Below are 14,869 nucleotides of genomic sequence, written 5' to 3'. Positions count from 1 at the left end.
CATGCTTATTCTATTCTCTCTGATGTACTAAAAAACGGACTCAGTCGTCATCGACCATTTCCATTATGTCGCTGACATCGCATTGCAAAGCCACACAGATTTTCTCTATGATCTCTGTGTTTACGTTTTCGTTTTTACCGAGCTTCGTCACGGATGCCGCACTGATCCCAGCTACACGCTGTAAATCTTTTTTCTTCATATCTTTATCAATTAACAACTTCCATAATTTCTTGTAACTAATGGCCATGTGCCAACCTCCATTTTCTGTCAAAATGTCTACACATAAACTCCGACTTGCTTATTATATCACGTTCCTCATCAAATTTCAAGATTTTCTCCTGCGATTGCAGGATTATTTTTCGTTTTCTCTTGAATTTTACACTCCTATCTGCTATAATAACAAAGACGGCTGGTTCCTCAGCCGATTTTGTACTAAGGAGGCGTGTCGTTCATGATCTTTATAAGCGGTGTCCACGGCGTGGGAAAGTCCTATTTTTGTGATATGGTCAAAGAGGCCACCGGCATTGAGTCCTACTCGGCCAGCATCTTAATCACGCAGAAAAAGCACTCCGGCTTTGCCAAGGACAAGCTCATTCCAGATATTGACGACAACCAGCAGTACCTTCTTCAGGCGATAAATGAGCTGAAAGCCTCTGGAAATAATTTTATTCTGGACGGTCACTTCTGCTTACTGAATGCATCTGGAGAAATAACTCGAATTTCAACGGACACTTTTACATCCTTGAAACCAGACGCGATCATCCTGCTGATGGAGAAATCAGAAGTGATTGCTGCTCGCCGTAAAGAGCGAGATAGGATTGATGCCTCTGTCCAGCACATCGAAGATTTTCAACAAGAAGAATGTGCCTACGCCAAAGAAGTCGCGACTGAAATCGGCGCGAGACTCTTTGTTTCTGGCGGTGCCGGAGACCTTGCACAGGCAATTAATTTTATAAAGTCACTTTAAGGAGGAGCTGTTTATGGCAGGCAAATTTGAGCGAAAGCTATTCTCCGAGATTAGTCTCGATGATCCCTTCTTTGATTCTTTAAAAGCCGATTATCCGGGAACCTCAACCAGTACCGGTTTTGTAAAATGGTTTGCTGCAAAAGCTGCAGATGGCAAGAAAGCTCTGGTTTTTGAAGATGATCAGGGTATTGGCGCTTTTGTTAATCTCAAGCCCGCTGAAGCCGAAGAAATTAAACTTGCCGACGGCACCATACTGCCTAAAGTAGCTCGACTTAAAATCACTACAATCAAAATTGATGAGCGATATCGTCATCAAAGAATTGGCGAGGGTGCGCTTGGCTTAACACTTTGGCAGTGGAGAGATCTCGGTACCGATGAAATATATGTGACTGTATTTGAGAAGCACACCAGCCTGATCTTTCTTCTCGAAAAATATGGCTTTGCACACGTTGGTAATAATTTGAATGGCGAGCGAGTATACATTAAAGATCGTAGAAACCTCGATTTTAGTGATCCATGCAAAGCATTCCCTTTCTTAAACAATCAAATGCAGTACGCAGGATGCCTCGCAATTGACATGGCCTACCATGACACAATGTTTGCATCATCTGAACTTGCGCACACGTTGCAAGAACGCGTTGACATCAGCGTGGCAAATGGGCTAAAAAAGGTTTACATCGGAAAGCCTTACAGCTTGGCTTTTAAGGTCGGAGAGCCGGTATTGATTTATCGTAAATACACTGGCACCGACGGTCGTCCGGGATATAAATCTGTCATAACATCATATTGCGTGGCGACAAGAATTGAAAAGATAAAGTCAAACGGACAGGCCCTTTGCACCTATGATGAGTTCCTTCATATGGTCGGGAACAAGTCCGTATACGACGAAGACGAACTGAAAATAAAATATGATACATGGGCTTCTCTAACGCTGATTGAGCTACTTTACTACGGCTATTTCGGCGCTGGGAATAATGTGAACTGGAAATGGTTGAAGGATAATGATTGCTGGCCCGGAACCCACCCGATGAATTTCCGTTACACGAGAAGTCAATTTGAGACAATTCTACGGGAGGGCAACATCGATGTCGACAATGTTATTATCGATTAAACCTAAATATGCCAAAGTAATACTGGAAGGCAAAAAACAATACGAATTTCGCAAGAGCAAGCCAAAGGATGGTGTGAACCGCATTATCTTTTACGCATCATCCCCTCAGAAGCAGGTGGTTGGTGAAGCTACCATAGATAGAATTCTTGAGGGCACTCCAAAGGAGATATGGGAAATTGCAAAAACGGCAGCTGGCATTACTAAGAAATTCTACTTCTCCTACTATGCCGGAAAAGATAAGGCCATTGCTTACAAGCTCAAAGACGTAATAATATACGAAACCCCTAAAGAACTCTCCGATTATGGAATCAGTCAGGCCCCACAGTCATTTGTATATCTGGATTAGTTCAGGAGCCACGTTGTGAAAAGCAGCGTGGCTTTTTCTTTTACCCTCTTGACAAATCCACATTTTCTCGCTATACTAATAAGCAGATTAGCGAAGTCGCTAATTGACGAAGAAAGGAGATTTTACTATGACAGGCGATTTTGGAAAATTCATCAACGAGAAGAGGCTCGGACGTGCTTCTGACGGCGGCGATATTCTTCTAAAGGATATTGCTCAGGCGATGGGAACTACCGCTACTTATCTCTCCGACATCATCAAAGGCAGACGAAATCCTCCGGAAATGAGCATGCTACTTAAGATAGCAGATGTTCTCCGCCTAACGGATGAGGAACGCGCAGAGATGTTCGACCTTGCTGGTCGCGAACGGAATGAGGCCGCTCCGGATCTTCCAGAGTACATTATGGATGAAAACATTCCGCATGTTCGTGCTGCTCTCCGTAAAGCCAGCGATAAAAAACTCGGTGATGACTTTTGGCAGCGCGTTCTGGAAGAAATCGAGAAGAAAGGATAAGTATGACAAAAGAAGCGTATCTTAGCTCCCTTGTCCCTCGGATGTACAAATCCGAATTCGACGATAAGGCAGCAGAAATCTTAGCGCAGCACTGTCCGGAGGCGCTCGAAAAGCCTATGCCCGTTCCTATCGAAGAGATCGCAAGAGATAAACTGCATCTGCTCATCAAGGAATATCACCTATCCGAGAACCTTAGTATTCTCGGCCAGATGTGCTTTACCGATGGGCTTGTTGAAATCTACGATCCATCTGGAGATGAATATCGGGAAGTGTTCGTTAAGGCAAAGACCATGATCATTGATCCGGACACCTACTTGAAGCGTAACTTTGGAAGCCGCCGTAATACCGTAGCACATGAATGTGTTCACTGGATTTATCATCGAAATTACTTTCTGGCAATGGAGGCATTAAAGGGAGGACGAGCCGTAGCTCAACGCTGTCCCGTTGAAGCTAAGGACGAAACCTTCAAAGATGTTTGGACCGACGTAGATTGGCTCGAATGGCAGGCAAATGGTATTGCCCCTCGCATACTTATGCCAAAAGAAACGATAGCTGACGGATTTCAGATGATCATCGACCGCAGTAAGAAAAACAAATTTGTATCCGCTGGACTGATTCCCAAGTCAAAATGGATTCTGGAACAGTTCGCCGGATTCTATCAGGTATCGCAAACTTCTGCAGCGATAAGACTCTCGGAGCTGGGACTCCTCTCTTGAGCCATGTACCAGCTCCTCTTTTTTTAGGGCAACACTTCGCTAAAAAGCGGAGCCGCTAATTTATGAATTTAAGAAAGGAGGAATGCGGATGGAAGAAATCCGAGACTGTCTCGGTCGTTTAGCTTGCCGCGGCAATGCGGCGACCGGTTACGTCTCCTCGCTGTATAAAGGTCATCGCACGACAGCCTACCTGTCAGTCGGTGAGACCTTCACTGTCGAGAGAGACAACACAAGAACCGTCGTGACACGGATCACCACTTCGGCTTTCAAAGTACACAGCTACAAAATTGCTGCTTAACCCGATCCATAAATAAATAGAAGTCCGCAGAGCTGCATGACGGCCAAGGACATAGTTTCATCCCAACAGGGAGGACTGTGCCTTTGACCGTCTTTCTGTCTCTTCGGACATAAATCGGCTCCTGCGGATTTCAACAAATCCAAAGGAGTTGAATTATGAATAAGAAAAACAATGACAACCAGCGTTACTTTCCACTTCGTGACCCGGAGAATCCCTTCAAGGTCACACTCACCCCTATCACAGAGGAGCAATATCGCGCCCTCTACCCAGATATCTGGGCAACACAAAAACGCGAGCAATATCATGGACGTTGCATGTGCACCAAACGCTATCTCTGGAAATGCGACGGGCAGTGCGACCTGTGCGAATACCACGCTCCCGATACCACTTCCCTCGACGAGCCGCTTCCGGACGGCAATGGTACCCTCGGCGATTACATCCCGGACAGCAAACCTTCTATAGAAGATATCTACGCTGACCGCGACCTACTGAAGCACCTCATTGCCCGTTTCCGTGAGCTTGACCCGGATGCAGACCGCATTATCCAGATGCGTCTCGACAATCCTAAGATTTCAGATCGTAAGATCGCGGAAGCCCTCGGTCGCCCGCAGCGTACCTTTGCTGACCAAATGAAGCGCTACTACACCGAGCTTCATAAGATCGAAAACAAGTAATCATCACACCATTTCCGGCCACTGTCCCTCTTTCGGATTGTGGTCGGAATATTTTTATAAAATCCTCCGCTCAAATCAGCAGTTCATCTCCAGTGGAAGGTGAAGGCAAGAGAACACAGCCTTCAGAAAGCGAGGTGAACAACAGATGATTCGCAGTTACGCAGACACAGGTGGCAACGTGAACGAGGAGATCAAGCTCCTGAATTCCATCAGTCACGTATCCGCCAGACTGGCAAGGAACCTCTCACTCCTTGCCGCAAGCCAATCCGAGGAAGGAGGAAAAGAAAATGTCAAAGATGGCAGAAATGGCACAGACCATCGAAGAGCTCCGCACCGCTGCTGCTTCTATTAATGCCGCAGCCGACTGGCTCTACCAGCAGTTTTCCGGTGATGACAATGAAGCGCAGGCCACTGAAGCCCCCGCCAAGAAGGAACCGAAGCCTGAACTCAAGCTGGAGGACGTAAGAGCCGTCCTTGCTGAGAAGTCCCGCGCCGGTCATACCGCAGAAGTACGCTCCCTGCTAAAAAAGTACGGTGCCGCAAAGCTCTCGGAGATCGATCCGGCGAACTATGAAGCCCTGATGAAGGACGCGGAGGTGATCGGCAATGGCAGCTAAAGCACACGCAATCCTGTCCGCGTCCAGCTCCGACAGGTGGCTGCACTGCCCGCCGTCGGCAAGGCTCTGCGAAACCTATGAGGACAAAGGATCAGACTACGCTGCAGAAGGCACTGACGCTCATGCACTTGGCGAGCACAAATTGAAAATCGCGCTGGGACTTCCTTCAGAAGACCCGACCAACAGCCTCAAGTGGTATTCCGAGGAGATGGAGGACTGCACCAGCGGCTATGCCGAATATGTGCTGGAGCAGATCGAAGCCGCCAAAGAGACCTGTGCTGACCCGGTAGTTCTTATCGAACAGCGTGTAGACTTCTCCCGCTGGGTAGAACAGGGCTTCGGAACCGCCGATTGCATCATTATTGCAGACGGTACACTCCGGGTAATCGACTACAAGCATGGCTTAGGCGTCTTAGTCTCCGCAGAGGAGAATCCGCAGATGCAATGTTATGCCCTCGGCGCTTTGGAGCTTTTCGATGATATTTACGACATCGAACAGGTTTCCATGACTATCTACCAGCCGAGGCGTCAGAACATCAGCACCTACGAAATCAGCAAGGACGACTTGTACCGCTGGGCGGATGAAGTCTTAAAGCCCACCGCAGATTTGGCTTTTGCCGGTGACGGGAACTTCCTGTGCGGTGAATGGTGCGGCTTCTGCAAGGCTAAGAACGAGTGCCGCGCCAGAGCCGAGGCAAATCTGAAGCTCGCGCAGCATGATTTCAAGCTCCCACCACTGCTTACGGATACCGAGATCGAGGTCATTCTCAGCAAGGTAGATGAACTGGTTAGCTGGGCTTCTGATATTAAGGAATACGCTCTGCAGCAGGCTCTCTCCGGTAAGGAATGGACAGGTTTCAAGCTCGTCGAAGGACGAAGCAACCGCAGATACAGCAATGAGGCCGCCGTCATTGACGCGGTCGAGAAAGCAGGCTTTGACCCGTATGAGAAAAAGCTGCTCGGCATCACCGCCATGCAGAAGCTCCTCGGCAAGTCCCGCTTTGATGAACTCCTGACGGCTTACATCGAAAAGCCACAGGGCAAACCCACACTTGTGCCGGATAGCGACAAGCGCCCGGCCATGAATACAGCAAAAAATGATTTTATGGAGGAAAACGACAATGAGTAAAAATGTAAAAATCAGCAATCCCATGAAGGTTATCACCGGTGTTGACACTCGCTGGAGCTACGCAAATGTCTGGGAGCCAAAGTCCATCAACGGCGGCACTCCCAAGTATAGCGTGAGCCTCATCATTCCGAAGTCCGACACCAAGACCATCGCCAAGATTCAGGCTGCTATCGAAGCTGCCTACAAGGAGGGAGAGGCCAAGCTCAAGGGCAACGGCAAGTCCGTACCGGCGCTCTCTGTTTTGAAGACTCCTCTGCGCGATGGCGATGCAGAACGTCCGGACGACGAGGCCTACAAGAACGCCTACTTCGTCAATGCCAATGCAACCTCTGCACCCGGCATCGTGGACGCAGACCTGAATCCGATTCTCACCCGCTCCGAAGTGTACAGCGGCGTGTACGGCAGAGCCAGCATCACGTTTTATGCTTTCAACTCTTCCGGCAACAAGGGAATCGCCTGCGGGCTCAACAACCTGCAGAAGATCCGTGACGGTGAGCCTCTCGGCGGCAAGGCAAGCGCTGAGTCCGACTTTGCTACTGACGAAGATGAAGATTTTCTCAACTAAGGAAAGGAGCGCAAAACAATGGAAAGCACAGTTATGATTTCATCCCTTCTCTGCAACATCCTGATCGGATGCTTCTGCATCGTAGTTCTGTCTTGGGCAGTGGTCGCCATCCAGACGGTGATCAATGACTTCAAGCGTGAGAAGCGCGAGGAGAAAAAGGCCGCGCAGGACGACGAATACCATATCAAACGTATGGAATCCCTGAAATAATCCAGTAACGGCAGGCGGCTTAGGAGTGATCTTAAGCCGCTTGTTTGAATTGAGGTGAAAATCTATGCAAACACTCAGTATTGATATCGAAACCTACAGCGACGTGAACCTATCCAAATGTGGCGTATATAAATATGCCGAGTCACCGGATTTTGAGATACTGCTGTTCGGCTACAGCGCCGACGGCTCCGAGGTGACGGTCATTGACCTTGCACAGGGAGAACGTCTGCCGCAGGAAATTATAGATGCCCTGACCGATGATACTGTCATCAAATGGGCTTTCAACGCAAATTTTGAACGGGTGTGCTTATCCCGATATCTCCGTGATCTTGGAGTAAGCCTTGATACCTTCCATGATAACCACCCTCTCTCGACCGAATGCGCACGCTTCTTAAATCCCGAAAGCTGGCGCTGCTCTATGGTCTGGGCAGCCACAATGGGACTGCCGCTCTCTCTGGAAGGCGTCGGTGCCGTCCTTGGTCTTGAAAAACAGAAACTCACGGAGGGAAAAGACCTGATCAAATACTTCTCCGTGCCCTGTGCTCCGACGAAAACAAACGGCGGTCGCACAAGGAACCACCCTTTCCATGCACCGGACAAGTGGGAGGCCTTCAAAAAATATAATATCAGAGATGTAGAGACCGAGATCGGCATTAAGGATCGACTTGCAAAATTCCCTGTGCCGGAGGAAGTCTGGGATGAATACCACATCGATCAGGAAATCAACGACAGAGGTGTCCGGCTTGACATGGATCTGGTAAAAGAAGCCATCGAAATGGACTCCCGCTCCCGGTCAGAACTGACTGCTGCCATGAAAGATATGACAGCACTTGATAATCCAAACTCCGTCCAGCAAATGAAACAGTGGCTCTCCGACAACGGGCTCGAAACCGACAGCCTTGGAAAGAAAGTCGTGGCAGAGCTTATCAAAACCGCTCCGCCAGAACTTCAGACCGTTCTGGAACTCCGACAGCAGCTTGCCAAATCCTCCGTCAAGAAGTATCAGACGATGGAGCGTGCAGTCTGTGATGACGGCAGGGCTCGCGGCATGTTCGCCTTTTACGGAGCCAATCGTACCGGGCGCTGGGCAGGCAGGCTTATACAATTACAAAACCTCCCGCAAAATCATCTCCCGGATCTGGCCGATGCTCGCGCCCTTGTAAAATCCGGCAACTTCGATGCTGTAAAGCTCTTATATGAGGACGTCCCGGACACCCTCTCGCAGCTGATCCGGACAGCATTCATTCCGAAGGATGGTACGCAGTTTTATGTTTCCGACTTCAGCGCCATCGAAGCAAGAGTCATCGCGTGGTATGCCGGTGAGACGTGGCGTCAAAAGGTCTTTGAAACAGGTGGTGACATCTACTGCGCCAGTGCCAGTCAGATGTTCCATGTTCCGGTTGAGAAGCATGGCATTAACGGCCATCTGCGCCAAAAGGGCAAAATTGCGGAACTCTCACTCGGTTACGGCGGCTCAGTCGGAGCCTTAAAGGCAATGGGCGCTATAGAGATGGGACTTTCCGAGGACGAGCTTCCTCCGCTGGTGGACGCATGGCGGCAGACAAATCCCAACATCGTAAAATTCTGGTGGGATGTCGACCGCGCTGTCATGGAGGCTGTGAAGTATAAACACACAACCAGCAGCTACGGGCTTACCTTCTCCTGCCGCTCCGGAATGCTCTTTATTACGCTGCCCTCCGGACGGAACCTCGCCTATGTGAAGCCAAAGGTCGGTACGAATAAATTCGGAGGCGAGTGTATTACCTATGAGGGCATCGGCAGCACGAAAAAATGGGAACGGCTCGATTCATACGGGCCGAAATTCGTGGAAAATATCGTACAGGCAACCTCCCGCGACATTCTCTGCTATGCCATGAAGACGCTGCGCTGCTGCTCCATCGTCATGCATATTCACGACGAACTGGTCATCGAAGCAGACCCTCGCATGTCTCTTGACGTTCTCTGTGAACAGATGGGCAGGACTCCGCCGTGGGCAAAAGGCCTGAAGCTCCGCGCCGACGGTTATGTCACGCCCTTCTACAAAAAAGATTAAAAATCGTCCGCTCAAATCAGGCGTTCATCTCCAGTGGAAATTGGAGGTGGACGCCTTTAAGTCTGCCCGGAAAGGAGGACTCCCCAGTGAGCAACGAATATCGCAACAGCGAAGGCTATCCTGACCCAACTGCGGGTGAAGCGCTCTCCCGGATTGCTGCAAATGAAAAGCAGCCCCTTCGTGCTTTCCGGCCTATCGTCTACATCTGCTCTCCGTTTTCCGGAGATGTGGAGACAAACGTAGCCAACGCCAGACGCTACAGCCGCTTTGCCGTGGACAAGGGATTTATCCCTATCGCACCGCACCTGCTATTTCCGCAGTTCCTTGATGATGACAATCCGGAAGAACGTGAGCTTGGTCTTTTCTTCGGAAATGCCCTCATGAGCAAGTGCGCTGAGATCTGGGTATTCGGCAGCCGCATCTCATCCGGTATGGAAGCAGAAATCAAACGCGCCAAGTGGAAAGGCTATCACTTGCGCTATTTCACAGAAGAATGTCAGGAGGTTTAACGCTATGTATGAAATTAAAGAAAGTCGCAGAGAGCTTTTTGATGGCACTGAGATCACTACCTACACCCGCGATGTGGTAAGTGCCAATATCCTGCAGGTCGAAGCCGGAACAACCGGATACAAAGGTGGCGACACCGGCCACGGCGGACGCACCTATTTCCGCATTTCCGATGAAGCCAGCACAGATATCCATGTCACGCCTTTTATGGACAGATTCGGCTGCAACGGTTTTGAAGTTACCCTCGGCGGCGACTGCGAACTGGAAACTATGATCCGCGCCCTGAAATTTATCACGAAGGTGCTGGAGGAAGAATCGGAGGAGGTGTACGACTGATGTTTACCCTGTATAGTGCCGATTTTATCGGCAATCCCGGAAACTGCTCCTATCCACATAAGACCGTTGTCATGGATGCGGACAGCATGAAAGACGCAGTCGGTCACGACTATGTGTGTGCGGAGTACAAAAATCACTACCGCAACAGCGACAACTTCCTCTCCGCTGACTGTCTTCCCGTGGACTGTGATAATGACCATTCAGAAGATCCGAAAGACTGGATCACACCGGCAGACGTGCTGGAGGCATTTCCGGGAGTAAGCCTCGCCATCCATTACAGCCGCTTTAATCAACGCGAGAAAAACGGCAAACCGGCAAGGCCAAAGTTCCATGTGCTCTTTCCCATCGACCGGGTAACGGATGCTGCCCTCTATAGCGATATGAAGAAGCTGGTCAATTCCATATTTCCATATTTCGATACGAAGGCACTGGATGCTGCTCGCTTCTTCTTCGGAACACAGGAGCCGAATGTGGAGCTCTATCCCGGTCGCATGAACCTCACGGAATTTTTGAATGACGACGAGTTCGATGCAGACCTGCCCGGTGGCCACGAGAAAGACGTCGTGATCCCGGAAGGAAGCCGTAACGCTACCATGTCCCGCTTTGCCGGTATTGTCATAAAGAAATACGGCGACACAGAAAAAGCCTACCAAAGTTTTCTGGAAAAGGCCGCGACCTGCGTGCCACCTCTGGATAGCAGCGAGCTTAATACAATCTGGCACAGCGCCCAGCGCTTTTATTCCAAGATCAGCCGTGAGGACGGATATGTCCCTCCGGAAGTTTATAACGACGAGAACAGCTATAAGCCGGAGGACTTTTCCGACGTCGGGCAGGCCGAGGTGCTCTCGAAGTATTTTGCAAACGAGCTGCGCTACTCACCGGCCACCCACTTTATCCGATATAGCGATCACTACTGGCAGGAAACAGAGCCCGGCGCACATGCCGTCGCTCATGAACTCACCCGCAGGCAGCTCGCAGAAGCCAATCAAAATATGATGGAGGCTCTGCAGAAGCTCAAGAACTGTGGTGCGCAGGAAATCCTTGATAACACATCCAAGGCCAAAGCCGAACAGCTGATGAGCGATGAGCAGATGGAGGCCTATCAGGAGTTCCTTGCCGCCAAGGCCTACCAGAGCTTTGCCGTTCGCAGACGCGACTCCAAAAACATTACATCTACCCTCAAAGAGACACACCCGATGCTGGAAATCTCGCCGAGAGACTTGGACACAGACTGCTTCCTGCTCTGCACACCGGAAGCGACCTACGACCTTCGCAAAGGTATGGCCGGTGCCCGCGAACATTCTGCAGATGACTTTATTACGAAAATCACGTCCGTGTCACCCGGCAGTAAAGGAGCGCAGCTCTGGCAGGATAATCTGGATCTGATTTTTCAGAAGGATCAGCAGCTTATCGACTATGTACAGATGATCTGCGGCCTTGCTGCTATCGGGAAAGTTTTTGTGGAGGCGCTCATCATCGCATACGGCGATGGACGCAACGGCAAATCCACCTTCTGGAATGCCATCTCCCGCGTGCTGGGACTCTACAGCGGAAATATATCCGCAGATACCTTGACCGTCGGCTGCCGCAGAAACATCAAACCGGAAATGGCTGAAGTCAAAGGTAAACGCCTGCTGATCGCTGCGGAAATGCAGGAAGGCGCAAGGCTCAACGACTCCACCGTCAAGCAGCTCTGCTCTACGGACGATGTGTTTGCGGAGAAAAAGTATAAAGACCCGTTTTCCTTCAAGCCCTGCCATACGCTGGTGCTGTATACGAACCACCTGCCTCGCGTCTCCGCTTCCGATGACGGTATCTGGCGCAGGCTTATCGTGATCCCGTTCAACGCCAAGATCGAGGGCAAGGCCGACATCAAAAATTACGGTGAGTACCTATATGAAAATGCCGGTGAAAGCATTCTGGCATGGATCATCGAAGGTGCTAAAAAGGTCATCGCGCTGGACTACCAGATTCCGGTTCCGGACTGCGTAACAAAGGCCATCGATGAATATCGCAGCCAGAACGACTGGTTCGGACATTTTCTGGATGAGAAGTGCGATGTAGATGAGTCCTTTAAGGAAAGCTCCTCGGCGCTCTATCAGGCATACCGCAACTACTCGCTGGATTGCAATGAGTATGTTCGCAGCACGGCAGACTTTTACTTTGCGCTGGAGAAAGCCGGATTCGAGCGGCTGACACTGAATCGGAAGCGCTATTTCAAGGGCTTAAAGATTCATGAGGACAGCGGCGCAGAGGAAGATTTTCTGCAGTAATCCGGGACTATGACAAGGTGTATCAAGGTCTTATATAAAAACTCTCTTAGGCCTAAAAAAATAGCTCTAAGAAAAAGTTTGGTAAATACCATTGATACACCTTGCACATCCCCTGAAATTAACGCCTGACGGAGGTTTGCAATGATAGAAAAACAGATAGAAAACAAGTTAACTATGGCGGTGAAAAAGAACGGCGGCATTGCACTTAAGCTGGTGTGTCCCTCTTTCGCAGGAATGCCCGACCGTCTGATCTTACTCCCTGACGGCCATATCGGTTTCGCGGAGCTGAAGGCACCCGGCAAAAAGCCACGCCCACTCCAGCTCTCTCGCCACAGGCTGCTGCGGGAGATGGGCTTTGCGGTATATGTCATTGACGATCCGGAGCAGATTGGAGGGATGATCGATGAACTTCAATCCACATGATTATCAGGACTATGCCATCCGCTATATTGAAAAACACCCTGTGGCCGCAGTCCTTTTAGATATGGGACTTGGAAAGACGATCATCAGTCTGACGGCAGTATATGGCCTGTTGTTTGACAGCTTCGAAGTGCATCGCGCTTTAGTGGTAGCTCCCTTAAGAGTCGCCCGCGATACATGGCCAGCAGAAATCCAGAAATGGGAGCACCTAAGAGGTCTTACCTATGCGGTCGCAGTCGGGACATCGAAGGAGCGAAAAGCCGCTCTCATGCAGCAAGCGGATATCACGATCATCAACCGTGAGAACCTGCAGTGGCTCATTGACGAGTCCGGCTTTCCCTTTGACTTCGATATAGTGATTATCGATGAGCTGTCGTCCTTCAAAAATCATAAATCCAAGCGCTTCAAGTCTCTGATGAAGGTACGGCCACAGATTCACCGGATTATCGGCCTGACCGGCACTCCTTCTTCGAACGGCCTTATGGATCTGTGGGCAGAGTTTAAAGTGCTGGATATGGGCGAGCGTCTCGGACGCTTTATCACGCAGTACCGGACAAATTACTTCATGCCGGACAAGAGAAACGGCGAGATCATCTACTCCTATAAACCGCTGCCCTATGCGGAGGACGCCATCTATCGGAGGATCTCGGATATCACGATTTCCATGAAATCTACCGACCATCTGAAGATGCCGGAGCTGGTTTCAACAGAATATGAAGTGCAGCTTTCTGACTCTGAGCGCAGCCGTTATGAAGATTTGAAACAGGAGCTCATATTACAGCTCCCTGATGGTGAAGTGACTGCTGCCAATGCCGCATCACTTACGGGCAAGCTCTCACAGCTCGCAAATGGTGCCATTTATGCCGATACCGGTGAGGTCATCGAGTTTCACGATAGGAAGCTGGACGCTTTGGAGGATATTATCGAGGCCGCCAACGATAAACCGCTTCTTGTGGCCTACTGGTTCCGGCATGACCTTAGCCGCATCAAGAACCGCTTCAATGTCCGAGAGATCAAGACCAGCCGCGATATTGCTGACTGGAATGCGGGAAAGATTCCTGTAGCAGTCATCCATCCGGCCTCTGCCGGTCACGGTTTGAACCTTCAGGCCGGAGGCTCCACCCTTGTGTGGTTCGGTCTTACATGGTCGCTGGAATTATATCAACAGACCAACGCCCGTCTCTGGCGGCAAGGTCAAGAATCCGGCACTGTGGTGATCCAGCACATTATTACCAAGGGCACCATCGACGAAAGGATTGTAAAGGCGCTATCCAAGAAAGAGATGACGCAGACCGCACTGATTGACGCGGTCAAGGCTGATCTTGAGGTGGTGTGATGACCGATCCTTATGAAAATCTCGCCAATGCCATCGTGCTGCAGGCAGTGAAGGATTACCGGGACGCCCTGAAGCGCCTGAAAAAGAAACCCGGTAATCAAGCCGCTATGTCGGATGCAATGGAATGTGAACGGTTCTTCCGCTCCGGCTGGTACAAAGCACTGACGAGTGTAGACGGCGAGTATCTCATACAAAAACTACGAGAGGAGGCGAAGTCCTTATGACAGTAAAAGAATATCTCCATCAGGCCTACCGCCTTGATCAGAGAATCAAGTCCGACACGATGGAAGCGCAAAACCTACGTGAGATGGCGGGAAGCGTGTCGGCTATCCAATATGATAAAGACCGGGTGCAGACTTCAAGGAACACCGAGGCTCCCTTTGCCCGGACGCTTGAAAAGCTCTGGGACTTGGAACAGAGAATCGCACGGGAGCTTGAGATGCTTTCCGACCTGAAAAAGCAGATCCGGGAAGTGATCGAGGCAGTTCCGGACACCGACGAGCGCATGGTATTGAAGTACCGCTACATCCATAACTATACGTGGGAGCAGATCGGCACCGAGCTTTGTGCAGATGCCCGCACCATCCGGCGCTGGCACGGAAACGCACTGCTGCATGCGTCTCTCCCAAAAGAACCTATCGAAATATGAAATGCGCCCGAAATGTCCACATTTGTCCTAAGATGCCCACCCTGTACTTATGATAGTATATAATCAGCGAAACAGAATAAAGAAACGGCTGCACGCGCAGCCACCAAGCCTTGTGGGACACACCCGCAGGGCTTTTTCTTTGCCCGAAAGG

20 protein-coding genes are annotated in these 14,869 nt (G+C 50.2%); 19 read left to right on the top strand and 1 reads right to left on the bottom strand.

Features of this window, described 5'->3' with window-relative positions; genetic code table 11:
• Positions 1 to 40: 40 nt before the first annotated feature.
• Positions 41 to 247: a helix-turn-helix domain-containing protein gene (locus tag CS921_RS14295; protein ID WP_022117892.1), complete on the bottom strand. Its 207-nt coding sequence runs from the start codon at positions 245 to 247 to the stop codon at positions 41 to 43.
• 204 nt (positions 248 to 451) lie between these two features.
• On the opposite strand from CS921_RS14295, the gene CS921_RS14290 reads away from it, so the two are divergent.
• The 19 genes from CS921_RS14290 (at position 452) to CS921_RS14200 (ending at position 14,718) form a co-directional block, all read left to right on the top strand.
• The gene (locus CS921_RS14290; RefSeq protein ID WP_099225036.1) at positions 452 to 967 is read left to right on the top strand and encodes an ATP-binding protein; all 516 of its coding nucleotides are present in this window, start codon (positions 452 to 454) and stop codon (positions 965 to 967) included.
• A 13-nt stretch (positions 968 to 980) separates the two neighbouring features.
• On the top strand, positions 981 to 2,078 hold the full coding sequence (locus CS921_RS14285; RefSeq protein WP_099225034.1) for a hypothetical protein: 1,098 nt from the start codon (positions 981 to 983) through the stop codon (positions 2,076 to 2,078).
• On the top strand, positions 2,053 to 2,424 hold the full coding sequence (locus CS921_RS14280) for an ASCH domain-containing protein (protein WP_022117889.1): 372 nt from the start codon (positions 2,053 to 2,055) through the stop codon (positions 2,422 to 2,424). The genes CS921_RS14285 and CS921_RS14280 overlap by 26 nt, the downstream gene beginning before the upstream one ends.
• Positions 2,425 to 2,551: 127 nt before the next feature.
• Positions 2,552 to 2,935 carry a helix-turn-helix domain-containing protein gene (locus tag CS921_RS14275; RefSeq protein ID WP_022117888.1) on the top strand — a complete coding sequence of 128 codons (384 nt, stop codon included), beginning with the start codon at positions 2,552 to 2,554 and terminating at the stop codon, positions 2,933 to 2,935.
• 2 nt (positions 2,936 to 2,937) lie between these two features.
• Positions 2,938 to 3,651 carry an ImmA/IrrE family metallo-endopeptidase gene (locus tag CS921_RS14270; RefSeq protein ID WP_099225032.1) on the top strand — a complete coding sequence of 238 codons (714 nt, stop codon included), beginning with the start codon at positions 2,938 to 2,940 and terminating at the stop codon, positions 3,649 to 3,651.
• Positions 3,652 to 3,739: 88 nt separating this feature from the next.
• Positions 3,740 to 3,949, top strand: coding sequence for a hypothetical protein (locus CS921_RS14265; RefSeq protein ID WP_022117886.1), 210 nt, complete (start codon positions 3,740 to 3,742; stop codon positions 3,947 to 3,949).
• A gap of 155 nt (positions 3,950 to 4,104) precedes the next feature.
• Positions 4,105 to 4,623 carry a sigma-70 family RNA polymerase sigma factor gene (locus CS921_RS14260; RefSeq protein ID WP_022117885.1) on the top strand — a complete coding sequence of 173 codons (519 nt, stop codon included), beginning with the start codon at positions 4,105 to 4,107 and terminating at the stop codon, positions 4,621 to 4,623.
• A gap of 287 nt (positions 4,624 to 4,910) precedes the next feature.
• A complete protein-coding gene (locus CS921_RS14255; RefSeq protein ID WP_022117884.1) occupies positions 4,911 to 5,240 on the top strand; it encodes a hypothetical protein in 330 nt (109 codons plus the stop codon).
• On the top strand, positions 5,230 to 6,369 hold the full coding sequence (locus tag CS921_RS14250) for a DUF2800 domain-containing protein (protein ID WP_099225030.1): 1,140 nt from the start codon (positions 5,230 to 5,232) through the stop codon (positions 6,367 to 6,369). The genes CS921_RS14255 and CS921_RS14250 overlap by 11 nt, the downstream gene beginning before the upstream one ends.
• On the top strand, positions 6,362 to 6,934 hold the full coding sequence (locus CS921_RS14245; RefSeq protein ID WP_099225028.1) for a DUF2815 family protein: 573 nt from the start codon (positions 6,362 to 6,364) through the stop codon (positions 6,932 to 6,934). The genes CS921_RS14250 and CS921_RS14245 overlap by 8 nt, the downstream gene beginning before the upstream one ends.
• Before the next feature lie 18 nt (positions 6,935 to 6,952).
• Entirely contained in the window at positions 6,953 to 7,144 is a 192-nt protein-coding gene (locus CS921_RS14240) for a hypothetical protein (RefSeq protein WP_009242850.1), read from the top strand.
• Between the two features lie 64 nt (positions 7,145 to 7,208).
• Positions 7,209 to 9,197 carry a DNA polymerase gene (locus tag CS921_RS14235; RefSeq protein ID WP_099225026.1) on the top strand — a complete coding sequence of 663 codons (1,989 nt, stop codon included), beginning with the start codon at positions 7,209 to 7,211 and terminating at the stop codon, positions 9,195 to 9,197.
• 86 nt (positions 9,198 to 9,283) lie between these two features.
• Positions 9,284 to 9,706 carry a DUF7768 domain-containing protein gene (locus CS921_RS14230; protein WP_099225024.1) on the top strand — a complete coding sequence of 141 codons (423 nt, stop codon included), beginning with the start codon at positions 9,284 to 9,286 and terminating at the stop codon, positions 9,704 to 9,706.
• Positions 9,707 to 9,710: 4 nt separating this feature from the next.
• Complete coding sequence (locus CS921_RS14225) at positions 9,711 to 10,040, top strand: hypothetical protein (RefSeq protein ID WP_022117879.1); 330 nt, start codon at positions 9,711 to 9,713, stop codon at positions 10,038 to 10,040.
• Positions 10,040 to 12,313: a phage/plasmid primase, P4 family gene (locus CS921_RS14220; RefSeq protein ID WP_099225022.1), complete on the top strand. Its 2,274-nt coding sequence runs from the start codon at positions 10,040 to 10,042 to the stop codon at positions 12,311 to 12,313. The genes CS921_RS14225 and CS921_RS14220 overlap by 1 nt, the downstream gene beginning before the upstream one ends.
• Positions 12,314 to 12,454: 141 nt before the next feature.
• Positions 12,455 to 12,736 carry a VRR-NUC domain-containing protein gene (locus CS921_RS14215; protein WP_099225020.1) on the top strand — a complete coding sequence of 94 codons (282 nt, stop codon included), beginning with the start codon at positions 12,455 to 12,457 and terminating at the stop codon, positions 12,734 to 12,736.
• Entirely contained in the window at positions 12,717 to 14,069 is a 1,353-nt protein-coding gene (locus CS921_RS14210) for a DEAD/DEAH box helicase (RefSeq protein ID WP_099225018.1), read from the top strand. The genes CS921_RS14215 and CS921_RS14210 overlap by 20 nt, the downstream gene beginning before the upstream one ends.
• Positions 14,069 to 14,293: a hypothetical protein gene (locus CS921_RS14205; protein ID WP_009242858.1), complete on the top strand. Its 225-nt coding sequence runs from the start codon at positions 14,069 to 14,071 to the stop codon at positions 14,291 to 14,293. Before CS921_RS14210 ends, CS921_RS14205 begins: the two co-directional genes overlap by 1 nt.
• On the top strand, positions 14,290 to 14,718 hold the full coding sequence (locus CS921_RS14200) for an RNA polymerase sigma factor sigma-70 region 4 domain-containing protein (RefSeq protein WP_099225016.1): 429 nt from the start codon (positions 14,290 to 14,292) through the stop codon (positions 14,716 to 14,718). Before CS921_RS14205 ends, CS921_RS14200 begins: the two co-directional genes overlap by 4 nt.
• Positions 14,719 to 14,869: the final 151 nt, after the last annotated feature.

This window comes from Listeria costaricensis, assembly GCF_900183385.1.
GTDB classification, from domain to species: domain Bacteria; phylum Bacillota; class Bacilli; order Lactobacillales; family Listeriaceae; genus Listeria; species Listeria costaricensis.
The sequence above is the reverse complement of the archived record's forward strand: the minus strand, read 5'-3'. Positions and strand labels throughout refer to the sequence as shown.

Excerpts from the sequence above, each read along its gene's own strand:
- CS921_RS14285 (WP_099225034.1), top strand. The coding sequence starts at position 981 with ATGGCAGGCAAATTTGAGCGAAAGCTATTCTCCGAGATTAGTCTCGAT.
- CS921_RS14215 (WP_099225020.1), top strand. The coding sequence starts at position 12,455 with ATGATAGAAAAACAGATAGAAAACAAGTTAACTATGGCGGTGAAAAAG.
- CS921_RS14275 (WP_022117888.1), top strand. The coding sequence starts at position 2,552 with ATGACAGGCGATTTTGGAAAATTCATCAACGAGAAGAGGCTCGGACGT.
- CS921_RS14210 (WP_099225018.1), top strand. The coding sequence starts at position 12,717 with ATGAACTTCAATCCACATGATTATCAGGACTATGCCATCCGCTATATT.
- CS921_RS14250 (WP_099225030.1), top strand. The coding sequence starts at position 5,230 with ATGGCAGCTAAAGCACACGCAATCCTGTCCGCGTCCAGCTCCGACAGG.
- CS921_RS14205 (WP_009242858.1), top strand. The coding sequence starts at position 14,069 with ATGACCGATCCTTATGAAAATCTCGCCAATGCCATCGTGCTGCAGGCA.
- CS921_RS14270 (WP_099225032.1), top strand. The coding sequence starts at position 2,938 with ATGACAAAAGAAGCGTATCTTAGCTCCCTTGTCCCTCGGATGTACAAA.
- CS921_RS14295 (WP_022117892.1), bottom strand. The coding sequence starts at position 247 with ATGGCCATTAGTTACAAGAAATTATGGAAGTTGTTAATTGATAAAGAT.
- CS921_RS14260 (WP_022117885.1), top strand. The coding sequence starts at position 4,105 with ATGAATAAGAAAAACAATGACAACCAGCGTTACTTTCCACTTCGTGAC.
- CS921_RS14220 (WP_099225022.1), top strand. The coding sequence starts at position 10,040 with ATGTTTACCCTGTATAGTGCCGATTTTATCGGCAATCCCGGAAACTGC.
- CS921_RS14265 (WP_022117886.1), top strand. The coding sequence starts at position 3,740 with ATGGAAGAAATCCGAGACTGTCTCGGTCGTTTAGCTTGCCGCGGCAAT.
- CS921_RS14235 (WP_099225026.1), top strand. The coding sequence starts at position 7,209 with ATGCAAACACTCAGTATTGATATCGAAACCTACAGCGACGTGAACCTA.
- CS921_RS14240 (WP_009242850.1), top strand. The coding sequence starts at position 6,953 with ATGGAAAGCACAGTTATGATTTCATCCCTTCTCTGCAACATCCTGATC.
- CS921_RS14225 (WP_022117879.1), top strand. The coding sequence starts at position 9,711 with ATGTATGAAATTAAAGAAAGTCGCAGAGAGCTTTTTGATGGCACTGAG.
- CS921_RS14245 (WP_099225028.1), top strand. The coding sequence starts at position 6,362 with ATGAGTAAAAATGTAAAAATCAGCAATCCCATGAAGGTTATCACCGGT.
- CS921_RS14290 (WP_099225036.1), top strand. The coding sequence starts at position 452 with ATGATCTTTATAAGCGGTGTCCACGGCGTGGGAAAGTCCTATTTTTGT.
- CS921_RS14280 (WP_022117889.1), top strand. The coding sequence starts at position 2,053 with ATGTCGACAATGTTATTATCGATTAAACCTAAATATGCCAAAGTAATA.
- CS921_RS14255 (WP_022117884.1), top strand. The coding sequence starts at position 4,911 with ATGTCAAAGATGGCAGAAATGGCACAGACCATCGAAGAGCTCCGCACC.
- CS921_RS14200 (WP_099225016.1), top strand. The coding sequence starts at position 14,290 with ATGACAGTAAAAGAATATCTCCATCAGGCCTACCGCCTTGATCAGAGA.